The 17,583-nt window shown below is 70.8% G+C and carries 15 protein-coding genes and 2 pseudogenes; 9 read left to right on the forward strand and 8 right to left on the reverse strand.

The features are described 5' to 3' along the window. The 3 genes from D7V93_RS16765 to D7V93_RS16775 all read left to right on the forward strand — a co-directional run. On the forward strand, positions 1-818 hold an 818-nt coding region (locus D7V93_RS16765; protein WP_244237349.1), incomplete at its 5' end, for an EI24 domain-containing protein. 218 nt (positions 819-1,036) lie between these two features. Beyond that, positions 1,037-4,282, forward strand: coding sequence for an MXAN_5808 family serine peptidase (locus tag D7V93_RS16770; protein ID WP_120644379.1), 3,246 nt, complete (start codon positions 1,037-1,039; stop codon positions 4,280-4,282). A 194-nt stretch (positions 4,283-4,476) separates the two neighbouring features. Further along, positions 4,477-5,385, forward strand: a complete 909-nt coding sequence (locus D7V93_RS16775; protein WP_120644380.1) for a hypothetical protein — start codon at positions 4,477-4,479, stop codon at positions 5,383-5,385. Here the strand turns inward: D7V93_RS16775 and D7V93_RS16780 are convergent. Continuing rightward, positions 5,382-6,098, reverse strand: a complete 717-nt coding sequence (locus D7V93_RS16780; protein WP_120644381.1) for a glycerophosphodiester phosphodiesterase — start codon at positions 6,096-6,098, stop codon at positions 5,382-5,384. The genes D7V93_RS16775 and D7V93_RS16780 overlap by 4 nt on opposite strands. Before the next feature lie 117 nt (positions 6,099-6,215). On the opposite strand from D7V93_RS16780, the gene D7V93_RS16785 reads away from it, so the two are divergent. Further along, positions 6,216-6,437: a twin-arginine translocase TatA/TatE family subunit gene (locus D7V93_RS16785; RefSeq protein WP_120615027.1), complete on the forward strand. Its 222-nt coding sequence runs from the start codon at positions 6,216-6,218 to the stop codon at positions 6,435-6,437. On the opposite strand, the gene D7V93_RS16790 is transcribed toward D7V93_RS16785, so the two are convergent. The 3 genes and pseudogenes from D7V93_RS16790 to D7V93_RS47360 form a co-directional block, all read right to left on the reverse strand. Beyond that, the gene (locus D7V93_RS16790) at positions 6,434-7,225 is read right to left on the reverse strand and encodes a hypothetical protein (RefSeq protein ID WP_120644382.1); all 792 of its coding nucleotides are present in this window, start codon (positions 7,223-7,225) and stop codon (positions 6,434-6,436) included. The two genes, D7V93_RS16785 and D7V93_RS16790, sit on opposite strands and share 4 nt — an antisense overlap. A gap of 6 nt (positions 7,226-7,231) precedes the next feature. Further along, positions 7,232-8,335 (reverse strand): DUF3426 domain-containing protein, encoded by a 1,104-nt coding sequence (locus D7V93_RS46640; RefSeq protein WP_244237350.1) that lies wholly within the window; start codon positions 8,333-8,335, stop codon positions 7,232-7,234. 954 nt (positions 8,336-9,289) lie between these two features. Next, positions 9,290-9,388, reverse strand: a pseudogene (locus D7V93_RS47360) (zinc-ribbon domain-containing protein); the annotation flags it as partial. Positions 9,389-9,556: 168 nt separating this feature from the next. Between D7V93_RS47360 and D7V93_RS16800 the strand changes: the two are divergent. Continuing rightward, positions 9,557-10,222 (forward strand): polyhydroxyalkanoate synthesis regulator DNA-binding domain-containing protein, encoded by a 666-nt coding sequence (locus D7V93_RS16800; RefSeq protein ID WP_120644384.1) that lies wholly within the window; start codon positions 9,557-9,559, stop codon positions 10,220-10,222. Positions 10,223-10,272: 50 nt separating this feature from the next. On the opposite strand, the gene D7V93_RS16805 is transcribed toward D7V93_RS16800, so the two are convergent. Continuing rightward, a complete protein-coding gene (locus tag D7V93_RS16805; protein WP_120644385.1) occupies positions 10,273-11,079 on the reverse strand; it encodes a ParA family protein in 807 nt (268 codons plus the stop codon). 31 nt (positions 11,080-11,110) lie between these two features. Next, positions 11,111-11,431: a hypothetical protein gene (locus D7V93_RS16810; RefSeq protein ID WP_120644386.1), complete on the reverse strand. Its 321-nt coding sequence runs from the start codon at positions 11,429-11,431 to the stop codon at positions 11,111-11,113. Positions 11,432-11,616: 185 nt separating this feature from the next. Here D7V93_RS16810 and D7V93_RS16815 point away from each other — a divergent pair, with 185 nt between their 5' ends. The 4 genes from D7V93_RS16815 to D7V93_RS16830 all read left to right on the forward strand — a co-directional run bounded on the left by D7V93_RS16815 (position 11,617) and on the right by D7V93_RS16830 (position 16,234). Beyond that, complete coding sequence (locus D7V93_RS16815; RefSeq protein ID WP_120644387.1) at positions 11,617-12,537, forward strand: ArsA family ATPase; 921 nt, start codon at positions 11,617-11,619, stop codon at positions 12,535-12,537. Further along, positions 12,534-13,646 (forward strand): ArsA family ATPase, encoded by a 1,113-nt coding sequence (locus tag D7V93_RS16820; protein ID WP_120644388.1) that lies wholly within the window; start codon positions 12,534-12,536, stop codon positions 13,644-13,646. Before D7V93_RS16815 ends, D7V93_RS16820 begins: the two co-directional genes overlap by 4 nt. A 152-nt stretch (positions 13,647-13,798) precedes the next feature. Beyond that, entirely contained in the window at positions 13,799-14,977 is a 1,179-nt protein-coding gene (locus D7V93_RS16825; RefSeq protein ID WP_120644389.1) for a tetratricopeptide repeat protein, read from the forward strand. A gap of 63 nt (positions 14,978-15,040) precedes the next feature. After that, positions 15,041-16,234 (forward strand): M48 family metalloprotease, encoded by a 1,194-nt coding sequence (locus D7V93_RS16830; RefSeq protein WP_120644390.1) that lies wholly within the window; start codon positions 15,041-15,043, stop codon positions 16,232-16,234. A 138-nt stretch (positions 16,235-16,372) separates the two neighbouring features. Here the strand turns inward: D7V93_RS16830 and D7V93_RS16835 are convergent, their stop codons facing one another. Continuing rightward, positions 16,373-16,894 carry a tetratricopeptide repeat protein gene (locus D7V93_RS16835; RefSeq protein ID WP_120644391.1) on the reverse strand — a complete coding sequence of 174 codons (522 nt, stop codon included), beginning with the start codon at positions 16,892-16,894 and terminating at the stop codon, positions 16,373-16,375. Between the two features lie 8 nt (positions 16,895-16,902). Continuing rightward, positions 16,903-17,583, reverse strand: a pseudogene (locus D7V93_RS16840) (hypothetical protein); the annotation flags it as partial.

Below are 17,583 nucleotides of genomic sequence, written 5' to 3' on the forward strand. Positions count from 1 at the left end.
TCCCCGTCCTATCCCCCCAGCCCCGTCTGTCGGATTTCTTCCAGGGCATGGGGATGCTCGGCCGCGCCTTCCGGCTGCTCTTCCGCTCCCGCCGGCTCCTCCTGCTCTCCAGCCTGTGCGCGGTCCTCACCGCCGTCGCCCTGGTGGGGCTGGGCATCCTCCTCTACCGCTACGCCCCCGGCCTGCTGGAATCCCTCTGGCCCCGGCCCGTGTCCTGGTACGGCCGCGCCGGCTGGTACACCGCGCTCGTCCTGGCTGCCCTGGTCGCCTGGGTGGTGGGCGCCAACGTGGTGCCGCCCCTGCTGGTGACCCCGCTGCAGGACCCCCTGTCGGAGGCCACCGAGTCCGAGTGTGACGGCCCCAACACCGCCCTGTCGTCCGCCTCGTTCCTGCGCGGGCTGACGACAGGGCTGTTGCACACGCTCGCCCGGCTGGCCCTGCTGCTCTTGGGGCTGGCGGTGCTCCTGCCCCTCAACGCGGTGCCCGGCATCGGCAGTGTCCTGTTCACGGTGCTGGCCAGCCTGTGGACCATGCTGTGGATGGCCGCTGAACACCTGGCCGCCCCCATGACACGCCACCTCTACCCCTTCGCGGAGGTGCGCCGCATGTTGCGCGAGCGCCGGGCCCTCTGCCTGGGCTTCGGCGCGGGCGTCTACGTGCTGCTCTGGGTGCCCATCCTCAACACCTTCTTCCTCCCGGTGGCCATCATCGGGGGCACCCTGCTGTACCGGGGCCTGCGCGCCGCGGGGAACCTGCCCCCGCCTCCGGATGCGATCGCCAGCCAGGGAACGCTGGGGACGCCGGGCCGCACGAAATAAACGGGGCGGCCGGGTGTCCGTACCCCCAGGGGGCACCGGGAACGCATTGCCTGCGGCAGACGTTCTCGGACGCTAGTGACAAGGCCACGCCTTGAAGCACCTGGAAGCCGTGATTAGGCTTGCCCGGCCGCTACCAGGACCCTGGCTCGCGTCGAACCGTTCGGATTCACAGGGCTTTTCACGCTTCACCCCGGGGCACCCCTCGTGCCCCAGCTTGGATGAACCGCATGCCGCGTATCTTCCGCCGCATCACCGCCGTCGCCGTTCTGTTGGGAGCCTGGGCCTTCGCCGGCAGTGACCGCGCTCCCCTCCCGCTCACCCTGGGAGCGGCGGAGGCGGGGCAGGACACCTGGGACGGCGCCCTGCCGTCCGCCAGCAAGAGCGAGAAGGCCCCGCATGACCTCAACAGCCTGCGCGTGCTGACGAAGGTCATCCTCTACGTGAAGGAGAACTACGTCGACCCCAAGCGGGTGAAGCCCAAGGAGATGATGATCGCCTCCCTGGAGTACGTGGAGAAGAGCGTCCCGGACGTGCTCGTGGACGGCAACCCGGAGACGGGGCGCCTCAACGTCAACGTGAACGGCAAGCAGAAGGAGTTCGACATCTCCCACGTCGACTCCCTGTGGAAGATGTCCTTCGCGCTCAAGGACGTCTTCGACTTCCTGTCGAAGAACATGCGTCCCATCGAGGAGACGCGCGACATCGAGTACGCGGCCGTCAACGGCATGCTCTCCACGTTGGATCCGCACTCGGTGCTGCTGCGCCCGGAGCTGTACCGGGAGATGAAGCTGTCCACCAAGGGTGAGTTCGGCGGCCTGGGCTTCGTCATCCAGATGAAGGAGGGCAACCTCACCGTGGTGAAGGTGCTGCCCAAGACGCCCGCGGCGCGCGCCGGCATCCAGAAGGACGACCGCATCAAGAAGATTGGCGAGGAGTCCACCGTCAACATGGACCTCAACGAGGCCGTGTCCAAGCTGCGCGGCCCGGTGGACAGCCGCATCACCATCACCGTGGAGCGCGACGGCTGGGACAAGCCCCGCCCGATGACGGTCGCGCGCGCGATGATCTCGATCGAGAGCGTGCAGCACAAGCTGCTCGCGGGCGGCGTGGGCTACGTGCGCCTCAAGAACTTCCAGGGCAACACCACCCGCGACCTGGAGTCCGCGCTGACGGAGATGCGCAAGCAGGCGGACGCCAAGGGCGGCTTCAAGGGCCTGGTGCTGGACCTGCGCGGAAACCCGGGCGGCCTCCTGGAGCAGGCCATCCAGGTGTCGGACACGTTCCTGTCCAAGGGCACCCTCGTCGCGACGGTGGGCCTGTCCGACAAGCTGCGCGAGGAGAAGCGCGCGCGTCCCACCGAGGGCGAGGAGTCCTACCCCATCGCGGTGCTGGTGAACGCCGGCAGCGCCTCCGCGTCGGAGATCGTCGCGGGCGCGCTCAAGAACCTGGACCGCGCGGTCATCATCGGGCGCCAGACGTTCGGCAAGGGCAGCGTGCAGGTGCTCTACGACTTCCCGGACGACAGCGCGCTCAAGCTGACCATCGCCAAGTACCTCACGCCCGGTGACGTCTCCATCCAGGAGGTCGGCATCGTGCCGGACATCCAGCTCGTGCCCACGCGCGTCACCGCGGAGCGGGTGGACGTGTTCGCGCCCCGCAAGTCCATGGGCGAGGCGGACCTGGATCAGCACTTCGGCAACCCGGACTCCACCACCGTCGCCAAGAAGCGCGAGGAGGTGCTGGACCGCGAGAAGCCGGGCACCAGCCTCAAGTACCTGAAGGTGGACGAGAAGGCCGCCCAGGCCGCCGCCAAGAAGGAAGAGCCCAAGGAGAAGGTCGCGGCCAAGGGCACCGGCAAGGACAAGAAGGAGCACGGGGAGAATGATCCGCTGCTCGACGTAGACGTGGCCGGCCAGGGCGAGGACCTGGACGACCAGCTGGACGCGGAGTCCCAGGAGGAGATCAAGGAGGACTTCGAGGTGCAGTTCGCCCGCGACTTCGTGCTGCGCGTGCCGGCGGTGAAGCGCACCGAGCAGCTCAAGCAGGGCAAGGCCTTCGTGGAGCAGAAGCGCAGCGAAGAGGAGCAGCGCATCAACAACGCCATCGCGGCGCTGGGGGTGGACTGGAGCCCGGGCCCGACGCCGAAGAACGTGCAGCTGGACGCCAGCTTCGCGCCGGGCAACGACGCGAAGATCGCCGCCGGTGAAGCGCTGGACATGGTCATCCACGTGGAGAACAAGGGCACGGAGCCCCTCAAGCGCGTGCGCGGGTGGACGGAGAGCGACAACGCGTTCCTCGACCGCCGCGAGTTCCTCTTCGGCGCCATCGGGCCGGGGGAGAAGAAGTCCTGGAAGGTGCAGGTGCGCCTGCCCAAGGACCTCACCAGCCGCCGCGACGACGTGAAGGTGAAGCTGTTCGACGACAACGGCGCCCTGCGTGAGACGCTCGTGTCGGAGCTGTCGTTCGTGGAGCTGCCCCGCCCCACCTTCGCCTTCAACTGGCAGGTGGTGGATGACTGCGCCGAGTGCAACGGCGACGGCGTCGTGCAGCGCGGTGAGAGCGTCAGCGTGGTGATGGACGTCACCAACACGGGCGTGGGCGCGGCGCTGGACTCGTTCGCGCAGATCAAGAACGGCGGCGACGCGAACGTCTTCATCGAGAAGGGCCGCTTCAAGCTGGGGGAGATCAAGCCCGGCGAGACGAAGACGGCGCGCTTCCAGGTGGCGCTCAAGAAGGGCTTCAAGGGCGACACCTTCCCGCTGAAGCTGGCCATCCTCGACGAGCCCCTGGAGGAGTTCGTCCTGGAGAAGCTCCAGCTGCCCGTGAAGGACGGCCCCGTCGCGACGGTGGAGGCGAAGAAGGGCCTGGTGAAGCTGTCGGACAAGGCGGAGCTGTACGGCTCGCCCGTCGCCGACGCCCGCCCGGTGGCGAAGCTGCCCCAGGGCGCGACGCTCACCCTGGAGGGCACCACCAAGGGCTTCTACAAGGTCGCGCTGGAGAAGGACCGCTTCGCCTTCGTGCGCACGCAGGACGCGCGTGAGGTGAAGTCCGGCAAGGCCGTGGCGCCCAAGACGGTGGCGTGGAACACCACGCACCAGCCGCCGGACATCAAGCTGGACGTGGATCCGTCGCACGGCGGCATGGTGGTGAACGGCGACAAGTTCACCCTCTCCGGCGCGGTGAAGGACCCCAACGGCCTGCTGGACGTCTACGTGCTGGTCAACGACCAGAAGGTCTACTTCAAGGCCGTGGACCCCAAGGGCGGCGAGCCCAACACTCTGAAGTTCACCGCGGACTTCAACCTGAAGGAAGGCAACAACAACGTGCTGGTGGTGGCGCGCGAGAGCACCGAGTTCGCCAGCCGCCGCACCCTGGTCATCCGCCGCCGCCCGGCGGAGGTGGCCCAGAAGGTGACGACGCCCGCCGCCGCGGCCACCACGCCGGTGAAGCCGCGCCAGCAGTAGGTAGACCCCAGGCGCCTGAGATGTGACGCCTGAACCACGGGCGGCCTGCTTCCAGGGACTCCCTTCCACGCCGGAAGGGAGCCTTCTTGGAGGAGGGCCGCCCGTTTTGTTGACGCTTCACCGAAGGCCGATTTAGGGTCCGCGCAGGTGGGCGCCCGCTTGACCGGCATGCGTCCCGGAGGCGTGAATCCCCAATGCGGACGTTCAGTCGGTGGCTGGTCCTCGCGACGGCGCTGTGCGGGGCCGCTGCCCACGCGGATGACAACGACCTGTCGATTGCCCGGTTCGGCGTCGACCGTCGCGGCGACAGCGCGGTCATCAGCTCGGAGCAGTTCGCGCAGGCGAGCGCGGACTTCCGCGCCTTCGCGCGCACGTTCGGCGCGGTGATGACGTCCGCGAACCTGATGCCCCCCCGCACGACGGGCCACTCGGGCTACGCGTTCAACGCGGAGCTGTCCGTGGTGTCGCTGCCGGAGAGCGTGGCGCTGCCCACGGAGAAGGCCCAGCCGGGCTCCGTGCTGGTGCCCTCCCTCCACGTGCGCAAGGGCCTGCCCTTCTCGCTGGAGCTGGGCGGGCGCGTGGGCTGGGTGGAGAAGAGCAGCATGGTGACGGCCACGGGCGAGCTGAAGTGGGCCGTCAACGAGGGCTTCACGTACCTGCCGGACGTGGGCCTGCGCCTGCACGTGACGAAGCTGTTCGGCGCGCACGACCTGGACCTCACCACCACGGGCCTGGACATCGGCGTGGGCAAGCAGTTCCCCCTGGGCGGCATGGTGACGCTCACGCCCTACGGCGGCCTGGACCTCAACTTCGTCAGCGCCACGTCGCGCACGCTGGACTTCGACCCCGGCCGCACGCCGGAAGACGCGGCGGGCAACCAGTCGCGGGACGCGCTGATCAACACGGGCCCGTACTCCCGGGTGTCCGCGGGCGACAACCTCACCCCGCGCTTCTACCTGGGCGGGCGCTTCATCGGCGGCGCGCTACAGCTGGGCGCCGAGGTCTCCATCACCAACCTGGGCAGCTTCGACGTGACGGGCGCGGAGAGCCGCGACCTGCCCTCCGTCGTCGCCTTCAACACCACGCTGGGCCTGGACTTCTAGGCCAGGGCCTCGCGCACGCGTCCCGGACGGTTGGTGATGAGGTAGGACACCCCCAGCTCGCGCAGGGCCCGGGCGCGCCGGGGGTCATCCACCGTCCACGCCGCCACGCGCAGCCCCGCTTCCTGCCACGCGGCCACCCGCTCCGGTGTGCACGCCTCGTGGAAGGGGTGCACCGAGTGCGAGGACACCAGCGGGCTCACCACGTACGCCTGCGGCGCCCAGGCCTTGTCCGGGTCGATGAGGAAGCCCCGGCGCAGCGTGGGGGCCAGCGCCGCCAGCCGGAAGAGGCACAGCGGGTTGAAGCTGGACAGCACCACCCGCCCGGCGAGGTCCCGCTCGCGCACCATGCGGGCCACGCTCGCGACGAGCCCCCCGTCGTCCACGCGGTCGCACTTGAGCTCGATGTTGACCAGGAAGTGCGCGGGCAGCGCGTCCAGCACGTCCTCCAGCAGCGGGATGCGCGCGGGGGCGAACCCCAGGGACGTGCCCACGTCCGCGCGGGAGAGCTTCCACCACGGCGTGGTGCGCACCTCCCAGGGCTGTCCCGCCAGGCGCTCCATGCGCTCGTCGTGGCACACCACCACCTCGCCGGAGCCGCACGCCATGGCGTCCAGCTCCACGCCGTCGGCGCCCTGGCGCACGGCCTCCGTGAAGGCCTCCAGGGTGTTTTCGGGGGCATCGGCGCTGGCACCACGGTGAGCGAGCAGGAGCATGGGGGGCGCAGTCTGCGACGGAAGCGGGCCCCGGGGCAGCGTCGCGGACGGGCGGGCGTCCAGGGGTGGACGCAGCCCGGCTTGCCTCCCGGGAGGGTTTATTGCAGTGTCCGGCGCATGCTGGGCCTCGGAGAATACATCGTCCTCGGCTTCATCCTGCTCGTGGTCTTCTCGGCCGCGCGGATGGGGCAGCTTGGCAACGCGGTGGGCAAGTTTGTCTACTCGTTCCGCAAGGCGTCGCGCGGCCAGGACCTGGTCGACGTGAAGACCCTGCCGCAGTCCCGCCGGGGCAGCACGGACGCGGACTTCACCGAGCCTCCGAAGGACCGCCGCTCCTAGACCTCCTCCCCTCCCGGGAGGACGAGCGGACCGGGCGGACTGCCGGGCGCGGGCGCCAGGAGCAGGCGCGCGGCCTGCTGCCTCAGCGCGGGGAGCAGTCCTGTGTCCGCCACCAGCTCCCGCAGGTCCGACGCGTTGAGCAGCGGGACGATCTTGGCGCCCACCTCCGGCGGCAGGTACGGGTTGAAGACGAGCGCTCGGCGCACCGCGTGGCGCACGGACCAGCGCGGCGTCTTCCAGATTTCGACGAGCGGCTCCGGACGGGCAGGCCGGCGCGCGGCGATGCGCACCACCAGCGGCTCGGTGAGGCGGGGGTTGAGCAGCACGTTGCGCAGCACGGCCGGGTTGCTGACGGTGGCCAGGCGCGACAGCACGTCCGGGTCGCGCGTGAGGCGGGCCTGCTGCTTCAGGTGGCCCAGGGACTGGTTGGCCGCGAGCGCGTCCGCGCGGGCCGCGGCGTCCGCGTCCAGCTCCTTGCGCGCGGGCCCCTGGGCGAAGAGGTCCGCCACCGCCTCCAGCGACTGCACGTGGGCCATGCGCCGGAGCGCGTCCACGTGGGGGATGTGCTCGGCCTCCTGGTCCAGCGCCGCCATGAAGTCCGACAGCACGCAGGTAGCGGGGCCCTCCCCTGCCCTCGACAGGGACAGCAGGTGGCCGATGAGCTCGTTCGTGTCGAACGGCTCGCGCCGGGCCAATTCGCGCGCGGCGGCCTTGCGGCGCACCGTGGCGCCTCCGCCCAGGGCGTGAAGGTTGCGCGCGAGCGCGCGGGCCTCATCCAGCGTGGGCATGGCGGCTCACCCTCCCGTGCGGTCCGCCGTGGGCGCGGAGGGCGCGGGCTCCAGCGTCACCTCCAGTCGGAAGCCGGCGAGGTCCGCGGGAAACTCCTGGAACACCACGAGGAAGGGCACCTTGCCGCCCGGAGGCACCGGGAGGGCGGCGGCGTCCAGGCGCTGGCGCAGCGCGGTGGCGGCCTCGCGGTTCGTGACGGCGTAGAGGTCCTCCGGCGTGGCCACCGCGCCCGCGAGCCCCTCGGAGGAGCGCACCCGCTGGTCGCCTTCGAAGAGGGCCGCGCGCACGCGCACGGACGCGGCGGTGCCGGTGCGATTCACCGCCTCCCCGCGCACGACGAAGAGCATCTGCCCGTCGCGCGTCGCGTACAGGCCGTTGGACACGTCGCTCGCGATGAAGGGTTGGGGCGGCGGCATCACCAGCGCGCGCAGCCGGTCCGGGGACAGGGTGGACGCGTCGACCTTCCCTTCGCGCAGGTACACAGTGCCCAGCGCGCCCAGGGCCACCACCAGCACGGTGGCGACGGCGAGGTTGACGACGAACCCCGTGAGCTTCCGCGCGCGGCCGGGCAGCCGGCGCTGGGGCATGCCCACGTCCTCCGGCCGGGCCGAGGGCTTCGTCACCGTGACGGCGGGCCCTCCGCGCATGGAGGCCAGGTCCACCACCTCGCGGCGGGGCGTGGTGATCTTGAAGGGGTCGGCGTCGTCGAATGCCGGCACGTCCTTCAGCAGCGAGATGCCCCCTGCGTCCGCGTCCGGGTCCGCCTCGGCGGGCACGTCTCCCAGGAGCGCGGCGCGGCCGGTATCCGTGGGGACCATCCCCTCCTCGCCCGAAGCGCCTCCGCCGGAGAGGTCGAACAGGTCCCCCAGCGAATCCGAGCCCGGCGCGGACGGCGGCGCCTCCTCGGGGGTGGGGGCGGACAGGTCCGCGGACGGCGCGGCCATGTCGATGGACGCGAACGGGTCGTCGGTCTCGAAGGACGGCGACGGCGCGGCGGGCCCCGGCGGGGGCTCCATCCGAACGGCGGCGTTGCGTGGGGAAGCAGGCCCCGGGGCGGCAGGCGCGTCCTGGGGGAAGTCGAAGAGCGTGTCGGAGATGGCGCCGGGCACCGCGGGCGCGATGGCACCGGGCGAGGGACGGCGCGCGGCCGGAGGAGGCGCGGCGCGGGGCGGCGCGGGAGGTCCGGCCGCGAACGCGCCAGGAGCAGAGGGGGGCGCCGCGGGACGGCCTGCCGCGAAGGCCCCAGGCCCCGAGGGCGGAGAGGCAGGGCCCGCCGCGAAGGCACCGGGCCCCGAAGGCGGAGAGGCAGGACCCGCCGCGAAGGCACCGGGCCCCGAAGGCGGAGAGGCAGGGCCCGCCGCGAAGGCACCAAGCCCCGGAGGCGCGGAAGAAGCTCCGGCCGCGAAGGCACCGGGGCCGGGAGGCGGAACTGGAGCGCCGGGACGAAGCGCGCCCGGAGGCCCCGCCGCGAACGCTCCAGGAGGAGCCGCCTTGGCCGCGGGCGGCGCGAAGGCCCCGGGAGGCACCGCCCTGAGCCCGGTGACGGAGGCCCTGGGCGGAGAGGCCACGGCCTTCGGAGGCGGAGCCACGGGCCGGGGAGCCGCCGGCGGAGGCACGGGGACGGCCGGCGCGGCCGAAGGTCCCACATCGGACATGAAGTCCGCGAACGGGTCGGCCGCGTCCAACCCGCTCAGGTCCACCGGAGGGGGCACGGGCGCCGTCGGACGTCGCGAGGCGACCCCGGGGGGAGGCACAGGCGCGTCGAACGGCGTCAGTGGCCCACGGCCCGCGGGCGGCGTGACAGGGGGCCGGACGGGAGCCGCCTGCGCGTCATCCACGTCGATGTCCACATCCACATCGCCCCAGGACCTCGCCGGAGACGGCTTCGCCCCGGGCGCACCGGGGCCACCGGGCGCGTAGTAGGCCGGGCCCGGACGGGTCACCTCCCCTACGGGCTCGGGGGCATCACCGAACGCCTGGAACGGGTCCACCTGCCCGGCCGGAGCAGGGGCAGGCGGGAGAACGGCCGGGGCGGGCGTGGGTTCACGCGCGACCCGGAAGGTGTTCTGACATTTGGTGCAGCGGACCTTGACCCCTTTTTCCGTCACCTTCTCGTCGGGGATCTTGAACCGCGTCTGGCACTGTTCGCACTGGACGATCATGAGGTCGGGCCGGGGGGAGTCGGAGCATAGGCCCAGCGGGCGGACACGGCGAGTCGGGCCCGCGCAACTTGCTCGCTTCCGACCCCTTTGATACGAGGTTCGCCCCTTTGGAACTCAAGTAGTAAACCAGTAAATGCCAAGGCGCAGCCGGGGTCGGAGACGACAGACATGAGCGAGGCCGAGCAAGCAGGCGCTCCCAGCAGCAAGGAGCCGAAGATCATCAAGCGCTACACGAACCGGAAACTCTACGACACCGTGGAGAGCCGGTACGTCACCCTTGATGAAATCGCCGCGATGATCAAGGAGGGAACCGAGGTGCGGATTGTCGATAACCGCACGAAGGAAGACCTGACCTCGGTCACCCTGGCGCAGATCATCTTCGAGGAGGAGAAGAAGAAGAACCAGATGCCGCTGTCGGTGCTGCGGGAGATCATCCGCCACCCTGGCGAGTCCATCTCCGGGTTCATCCAGAAGGAGGTCACGCCGCGCGTGGCCTCCATCCGCGAGGAAGCCGAGCAGCGGCTGGACAAGCTGCTGCGCCGCGAGGACGGCTCCCCGGAGACCGCTCCGGAGGCCCCCGCCACCACGGCGGCCACGCCCGAGGCCGGTACCGCGGGTCTCAACCCGGCGGAGCTGCTCAAGGCCAGCCAGCGCGCCTTCGAGGACTTCCAGCGCCGCATGGACGAGCGCGTGAAGCACGTCGTGGAGAACCTCACCGGCAACCTCCCCGCCCTGGGCCGCGACATGCAGGCGCTCACCCAGCGGCTGGAAGAGCTGGAGAAGAAGCTCGACGCCGTGGAGAAGGGCGACAAGAAGGACACCAGCGCTTCCTGAAGCACCGGTGAGGCCGCGACGCCCGCGCATCCTTCGCGCCGGGCGTCGCTTCAGGCCACCTTCGGCAGGGCCCGCTTCCGCTTCGTCGGAGCGGGCCCGCCGTGGATCTCCGCCGCGATGGCCGCGAGCATCCGCGCGCCCGGGCTGCGGGGCGCGTACTCCCAGACCGTCTTCCCGTGGCTCTGGGCCTCGTCCACCTTGACGCTGTAGCCCAGCGGCGTGGCCGCGAGCGCGTCCGGGAAGTACGCCCGCAGGCGCTCCAGGATGGCCGTCGCCAGCGCCGTCTTGCGGTACAGCGTGGGCACCACCTTGGTGACGCGCAGGTCCGCGCGTCCCTCGGACTCGCCCACCTGGCGCACCGTCTCCGCCAGCTCCGCGCACCCGTCCAGCGCCAGGTACGTCAGCGCCACCGGCACCACCACCTCCGTGGCCGCCACCAGGATGTTGCGCGTGGTGAGCCCCATGGACGGCGGCGCGTCGAACAGGACGACGTCGTAGCCCGCCGCTTCCGCCTCCCGCATGCGGTCCGCCAGCCGGTGCGCGCGCCGGGGGTCCTGCGCCACCACCACCGGGAACTCCGCCATCTCCTTGTACGCGGGCACCACGTCCAGCCCGGATACGCCCGTCGGCTGCACCACGGACGCAAGCGACACGTCCGCGTCCGTGAGCAGGTGGAACACGTTCCGGGGCAGCGTGCGCACGTCCAACCCCAGCGACTTGCCCGCGTGGCCCTGCGTGTCCAGGTCCATCAGCAACACGCGGCAGCCCTGCTTCAGCGCGAGCCACGCGGCGGTGTTCACCGCGAGCGTCGTCTTGCAGGTGCCGCCCTTCTCGTTGATGAACGCGATGCGCCGCATGGGCCTGGGCATGGGGGAGGGCCCGCTTGCGCTACTTCTTCTTCGAGGTCGACGTCGCGGTCGCGCTCGCCACGAGCGTGTCCACCTTGCCCTCGACGGACGACAGCAGCTTCTCCAGGTCATCCACCTTGGAGCGCAGCTGCTCCAGGTCCGCGGTGGACGGCAGGTTCATCGCGGACAGCGCCGTGCGCAGCGCCGTGTCCAGCGTCCCCTTGGCCGCGAGCGAGCGCGACACCAGCGACTGCACCGCCGCCACGAACTTCTCGTTGGAGAGCAGCTGCTGCGCCAGCTTGCCGACGCGCTCCTCGCCCGTCTCCACGAGCTTCTTCATCATCGGGTTGTTCTTGAGCATGGATGGGAACCGTTCAGGTGCGGGCCCGCCTGCCACCACGGTCGCGGGCGGCGGGACGTCTGGAAGAAGACGCCGCACTCTGGGAGGGGCCAACGCGACGTGTCAAGCAGGGGAACAATGGCGGTTTCCCGCTGTGGACTCTCGTTGACTCTCCCAGGGGCCATCCCTACGGTTCGCGCGCCCTTATGCCCGGACTGCTCGACAAACGTCTCTGGATCGTCTCCGGCAAGGGGGGCGTGGGAAAGACCACCATCGCCGCCGCGCTGGCCCTGGCCTCGGTGCGCGCGGGGCGCCGCACCCTGGTGTGTGAGGTGAACACGCAGGAGCGCGTCAGCCGCTTCCTGGAGCTGCCCGAGGCAGGCCCGGAGGTGAAGAAGCTGGAGGAGAACCTCTGGGCCGTGAACGTGCGCCCGCATGAAGCCATGCGCGAGTACGGCCTCATGGTCCTGCGCTTCGAGACCCTCTACAAGACGGTCTTCGAGAACCGGCTGGTGCGCTACTTCCTGCGCTTCATCCCGTCGCTGCAGGAGCTGGTGCTGCTGGGGAAGATCCTCTTCCACCTCCAGGAGAAGCTGCCGGACGGCCGCTGGAAGTACGAGACGCTGGTGCTGGACGCGCCCGCCACTGGCCACGCCATCTCCTTCCTGAGCGTGCCGCAGGTGCTCCTGCAGACGGTGCCGCCGGGGCCCATGACGCGCGAGGCCCTCAAGATGCGCGACCTCCTGGTGGACCCCACCGTCACGGCCGCGGTGCTGGTGGCGCTGCCGGAGGAGATGCCGGTGAACGAAGCGCTGGAGCTGCACAGCGCGCTGCGCGACCGGGTGCACATCCGCACGCACGCGGCGGTGCTCAACCAGGCCTTCCCGCAGCGCTTCACGGAGGCGGACCTGGAGGCGCTCGCGGACCGGCCGGAGCTGCGCCGGGTGGCGCAGGCGCACCATGACCGGGCGTCGCAGGCGGTGCTCGCGGGCACGAAGCTGGAGCGCAACCTCCACGCGCCGGTGTACACGGTGCCGCGGCTGTTCGTGCCGCGCTTCGGACGGGACGCGGTGGAGACGGTGCTCGGGCATCTGGAATCGCTGGTGAAGGGAGGCGCGGGAGCATGACGGCGCTGCAAACGGCGCTCGCGAACAAGCGCGTGCTCATCTGCGTGGGCTCTGGAGGCGTGGGCAAGACGACGGTGGCGGCGACGCTCGCGCTGCGCGCGGCGGTGGATGGACGCCCCAGCATCGTGTGCACCATCGACCCGGCGAAGCGCCTGGCCAACTCGCTGGGCCTGTCGGGCCTGGGCAACACGGAAGCCGAAGTGCCCGCGTCGGCGCTGGAGCCCCTGGGCGTGCACCCCAAGGCGGCGCTGCACGCGATGATGCTGGACATGAAGGCCACCTGGGACGACCTCATCACCCGCGTGGCCCCGCCGGATCAGCGCGAGCGCATCTTCGCCAACCGCTTCTACCAGTCCCTCTCCACGGCCCTGGCGGGCAGCCAGGAATACATCGCCATGGAGAAGGTCTGGGACCTGCGCCGGCGCAGCGACTACCAGCTGGTGGTGCTGGACACGCCGCCCACCGCGCACGCGCTGGACTTCCTGGACGCGCCCAACCGGGTGCTGGACTTCCTGGACAACGAAGCGGCCAAGTGGCTCCTCACGCCCGCGCTGAGGGCGGGCAAGGTGGGCCTGTCCCTCTTCAACCTGGGCGGCAGCTATGTGACGCGCGCGCTGTCGCGCTTCACCGGCACGGAGATGCTCCAGGAGCTGTCCAGCTTCATGGTGACGCTCTCCTCCATGAACGAGGGCTTCCGCGAGCGCGCGCGCGGCGTTCGCGAGCTGCTGGAGGACCCGACGACGGGGTTCGTGCTGGTGACGAGCCCCAACCCGGAGCGCCTGGACGAGGCCATCCACTTCCACGGCCTGCTCAAGCAGAACCGCATGGAGATGACGGCCATCGTGGTGAACCGCGTGCACCCGGTGCCCACGCCGGAGCTGTGGAATGACGCGGCCACGCTGACGCCCACGCGCCGCGCGAAGGTGGAGGAGACGCTGCGCGAGCAGCAGGTGCTGGCGCAGCAGGACCTGGAGGGCATGGCGCAGCTGCGCGCGGCGTGCCCGGGTACGCCCCTCATCCAGGTGCCCCGCTTCGGGCTGGACGTGCACGACCTCACCGCGCTGTGGAACACCGGCCGCTACCTGCTGGGCGACGACGTCCTCGCCTGAGCGCCCTCCCCCACTGCGGGTGACAGGGCGCGGGGGTCCACCCCGCATTAGACTGGCCCACCGCGAAGGCGGGCCGGCGAGCCCGGGGAACCCACCGGGTCTCCGGGATGTCGAAGGGCCGGGGTGAACGGGTTCCGGACGGGAGCAGGCGCATGGACGGCAGGAAGCGGATGGATGCAACCGGAGGCGCCCGGCAGTGGCTGTGGGTGGGCGTGCTGGGCCTGGGCCTGGGGCTCACGGGCTGCCGCACGACGGGCACGGCGGGGAAGCCGGACGGGACGCCGAACAAGCAGGTGGTGGAGTTCGACCCCGTGACGGTGACGGCGGACCTGGAATTGGACCGCCTCAACGACGAGGAGCTCTTCGCGGGCGGCACCTCCGCCTTCGCGGCCAACGACTTCAAGCAGGCGGCCCGCTACTTCGGCCGACTCGTGGACTTCCACCCGAACAGCCCGCACCGCCGGCAGGCGCTCTACAACGCGGGGCTCGCGCACCAGCGACTCAAGGAGTGGGACGACGCCTACGGGCGCTTCTCCGAACTCGCGGAGCCGGCGAAGGGCCAGGGCGACGCGCTGGACGCGTCCTTCCGCGTGGCGGAGACGCTCTACCACCTGGAGCGCTACGACGAGGCCACCGCGATGCTGGCCACGCTCGTGGCGCGCGAGGACCTGAGCGCGGGCCGCCGCATCGAGGCCCAGGTGCAACAGGGCATCTGCCAGGTGGAGTCCGGCAAGACCGACGACGCGGAGGCCACGCTGCGCAAGGCGCTGACCGCCTACGACGCCCTGCCGGACAAGGCGGAGGTGGAGGACTACTTCCCCGCGCAGGCGCACTTCTTCGTCGGGGAGATCTACCGGCTGCACTACGAGGCGGTGAAGCTGGAGGCCAGCCGGGGCAGCGACGGGCTGGCAAAGGACCTCAACTACAAGGCGGAGCTGCTCCTGTCCGCGCAGGGCCACTACCTGCGCTCCATCCGCGTGGGCAATGGCTACTGGGCCACCGCCGCGGGCGCACAGATTGGCGCCCTCTACGAGAACCTCTACGAGCACATGGTGAACTCGCCCACGCCCCCGGAGCTCAACGCCGAGGAGGCGGGCGTCTACCGCCAGGAGCTGCGCAAGAAGATCCGCGTGCTGCTCACCAAGTCCATCAACATCTACGAGCGCACCCTGGAAGCGGCCGAACGCATCGGCTCGCAGAACGCCTTCGTGGACCGCACGCGCGAGAGCCTGGAGAAGGTGAAGTCGCTGCTGCTCGCGGACGCGGACGCGGAGACGGAAGGGCCTGCCGTGACCATGCCAGCCTCCAACGCGGGCGCGCACCAGCCCTGAGCCCCTGACGGGCCCCGGCTGGGCACGGGGCCCCTCCGGGCGTAGCCTCGCGGTCCACCGCCCATGGACCCGCTCTTCACCCCCGAGCAGCTCGCCGAGATCCACGCCTACCACCAGCCCTATTACATCCGGGCGGCGGTGGATCCGCTGGTGCGGCTGGGACTGAGCGTGCTGCTGCTGGCGGTGCTCGTGCGGCCCGTGTACCGGGGGGCCACGGCGACGGCGGCGGCCCTGGAGCGCAGGTTCGGCTTCCTGCGCACGGCCCCGGTGAGCCGTGCCTTCTTCGCCGCGATGGACCGGCTGTGGGGCGAGCGCGGCTGGGGCACCGCCATCCTCTTCGCGCTCTTCATCGACCTGGCCACGCAGCTGCTCTACGCCCCCGCGGACGTGTGGTTCTTCTACGTACTGGAGCACCGGCACGGCCTCTCCAACTTCACCCCCGCCACCTTCGCGTGGGCCTGGTTCAAGGGCACGTTCGTGAACGCGCTCGCCCTCACCGCGCTCGTCGTCGGCCTGTATGGCCTCGCCCGCCGCGTGCGCCGCTGGTGGTGGGTGCTGGGCGTGCCCGTGGCGCTGCTGATGCTGGTGGCGTCCGCGTTGGACCCGTACCGCGCCCGCCTCTACTACGACCAGACGCCCCTGCCCGACGGGCCCCTGCGCTCGAGCATCACCGCGCTGATGCGCAAGGCGGACATCTCCTTCTCCGACGTGGTGGTGGAGAAGACGTCCGTGGACTCCAAGCGCGTGCAGGCGTACTTCGCCGGCCAGGGACCCACGCGCACCATCGTCCTCAACGACGTCATCGTGCGGGAGCTCTCCACGGACGAGGTGCTCGCCGCGGTGGCGCACGAGGCGGGCCATGTCAGCGAGCCCCGCTGGCCCGGCCGCATCGCCTCCTCGTTCGCGCTGCTCGCCCTGCTCTTCCTCATCGACCAGCTGCTGCGCCTTGCCGCCCGCCAGGGCTGGTGGGGCGTCCAACGCGTCGGCGACATCCGCACCCTGCCCCTGGTGTCGCTCCTGGTCTTCGTCCTGATTGCCCTCGCGAACCCCGTCTCGGGGGCCTTCTCCCGCGAGCGCGAGCGCGAGGCGGACCGCTACGGCCTGCGCCTCACCGGCGACCGCGACGCCTTCCGCCGCATGCTGGTGAAGGCCGCCCGGGTCAACAAGATGGACCCCGAGCCTCCCCGCTGGGTCGTCCTCAAGGGCATGAGCCATCCGCCCATCGGTGAGCGGCTCGCCACACTCGACGCACCCTGACCTGCTTCAAGAAGCTGCCGGCGAATGGGCCCCCCAACTCCACTCCCCCTCGCCATCCGGGCCCATCCTCCGGCAGCCGCCTCCGGACCGCTCCCCAACTGTCCGGCGGCATATCCGTCTTGAAATCCCGTGCGTCCGCTACGTCTGGGCGTCCGCCTTCAGCTTCTCCACCGCCACCAGCGTGATGGCCTTCACCAGGGCCCGCGCGCGGCGCCCCGCGGACGTCTCTCCGTGCGGATCCACCTCCACCGCGTTGGCGATGTCCGTGAAGCCCTGACGCTCTCCGCGGCGCAGGTGCAGCTCCCCCCGGCCCGCCAGCGCCACGGGGTTGCGCGGATCACCCGACAGCGCGTGCGTGTACTCGGTGAGCGCGTCCTCAACCCGTCCGAGCTTCTGGTACACGGTGCCCAGCGCCGCGTGCGCCGCCGAGTCCTTCGGGTTCCCCTCCACGAGCCCCTCGAACAGGATGCGCGCCTCCTCCATCCGTCCCGCCGCCGCCAGGTCGCAGCCCACCTGCGCGATGGCCTTCGCCTCCTCGAAGGTCATCCCCTCCACCTCCGCCCAGGTCGTCTCCCCCCGCGCGAACGCCTTCAACCTGCGAGCCGTTCCGGTCTCCATCGTCAGCCCCTCGCCGCCTTCGTGTTTGATGATGCGTCCCATGGCGGCTCTCACGCGCTGCGCAGGTTGGAGATGGCCGTCTTCGCCATCTCGTTGAACTTCGACGACATGTTGCTCATCAGGTCGAACATGGCCTTGCGCTTCTCCATCAGCGTCTGGAGGCGCAGCTCCAGCTCCTGCATGCTGGTGTCCAGCTTCGCGCCGCGCGCCTTGTCCTGGTCGCTGGTGCCCAGCCCCGCACGCTCCTCGCGCGCGCTGGCCATCTCGTTCATCACGTCCAGCAGCTCCGCGTCGGTGTCCTCGGTGATGCCCATGAGCAGCGCCTGGACCTTCTGCTCGATGCTCATGTTCGGGTTGTCCACGATGTCCCGCGCCCGCGTGCCGCCCGTGCTCCGGCCGCTTCCACCTGTCGAGGACGAGCCCGGCAGCTTCGCCACCGCCGCCAGCTCCGCGCCCACGTCCTGACGGCTCGCGACCCCGTCCTTGCTGCCGGTGCCCGCCGCCATCTCCAGCCGGTTGAAGTACTCCGGGTTGTCCTTGAAGAACTGCGCGGCGCGCTTGAGCGTGGGGGACGCCGCCGGACTGCCGAGCAACGCCTCCAGGTTCGACATCGACAGCTTCCCGTCCTTCGCCCCCACCGCCGTGTCGAAGGTGTCCCAGTTCTGGTCCAGCACCCGGAGCGCGTCGCGGTAGCCGGCGATGTTCGGATCCAGCGAGCCAGAGCCCGACGT

Origin of the sequence: Corallococcus llansteffanensis, from assembly GCF_003612055.1 — a bacterium.
In the GTDB taxonomy this organism is placed as follows: Bacteria; Myxococcota; Myxococcia; order Myxococcales; family Myxococcaceae; genus Corallococcus; species Corallococcus llansteffanensis.

What these genes read in the sequence shown, in the direction of transcription:
- D7V93_RS16805 (WP_120644385.1), bottom strand. Translation starts at nt 11,079, where the DNA reads ATGCGGCGCATCGCGTTCATCAACGAGAAGGGCGGCACCTGCAAGACG.
- D7V93_RS16830 (WP_120644390.1), top strand. Translation starts at nt 15,041, where the DNA reads ATGGACCCGCTCTTCACCCCCGAGCAGCTCGCCGAGATCCACGCCTAC.
- D7V93_RS16825 (WP_120644389.1), top strand. Translation starts at nt 13,799, where the DNA reads ATGGACGGCAGGAAGCGGATGGATGCAACCGGAGGCGCCCGGCAGTGG.
- D7V93_RS16790 (WP_120644382.1), bottom strand. Translation starts at nt 7,225, where the DNA reads ATGCCCACGCTGGATGAGGCCCGCGCGCTCGCGCGCAACCTTCACGCC.
- D7V93_RS16770 (WP_120644379.1), top strand. Translation starts at nt 1,037, where the DNA reads ATGAACCGCATGCCGCGTATCTTCCGCCGCATCACCGCCGTCGCCGTT.
- D7V93_RS16800 (WP_120644384.1), top strand. Translation starts at nt 9,557, where the DNA reads ATGAGCGAGGCCGAGCAAGCAGGCGCTCCCAGCAGCAAGGAGCCGAAG.
- D7V93_RS16775 (WP_120644380.1), top strand. Translation starts at nt 4,477, where the DNA reads ATGCGGACGTTCAGTCGGTGGCTGGTCCTCGCGACGGCGCTGTGCGGG.
- D7V93_RS16810 (WP_120644386.1), bottom strand. Translation starts at nt 11,431, where the DNA reads ATGCTCAAGAACAACCCGATGATGAAGAAGCTCGTGGAGACGGGCGAG.
- D7V93_RS16815 (WP_120644387.1), top strand. Translation starts at nt 11,617, where the DNA reads ATGCCCGGACTGCTCGACAAACGTCTCTGGATCGTCTCCGGCAAGGGG.
- D7V93_RS16780 (WP_120644381.1), bottom strand. Translation starts at nt 6,098, where the DNA reads ATGCTCCTGCTCGCTCACCGTGGTGCCAGCGCCGATGCCCCCGAAAAC.
- D7V93_RS16835 (WP_120644391.1), bottom strand. Translation starts at nt 16,894, where the DNA reads ATGGGACGCATCATCAAACACGAAGGCGGCGAGGGGCTGACGATGGAG.
- D7V93_RS16785 (WP_120615027.1), top strand. Translation starts at nt 6,216, where the DNA reads ATGCTGGGCCTCGGAGAATACATCGTCCTCGGCTTCATCCTGCTCGTG.
- D7V93_RS16820 (WP_120644388.1), top strand. Translation starts at nt 12,534, where the DNA reads ATGACGGCGCTGCAAACGGCGCTCGCGAACAAGCGCGTGCTCATCTGC.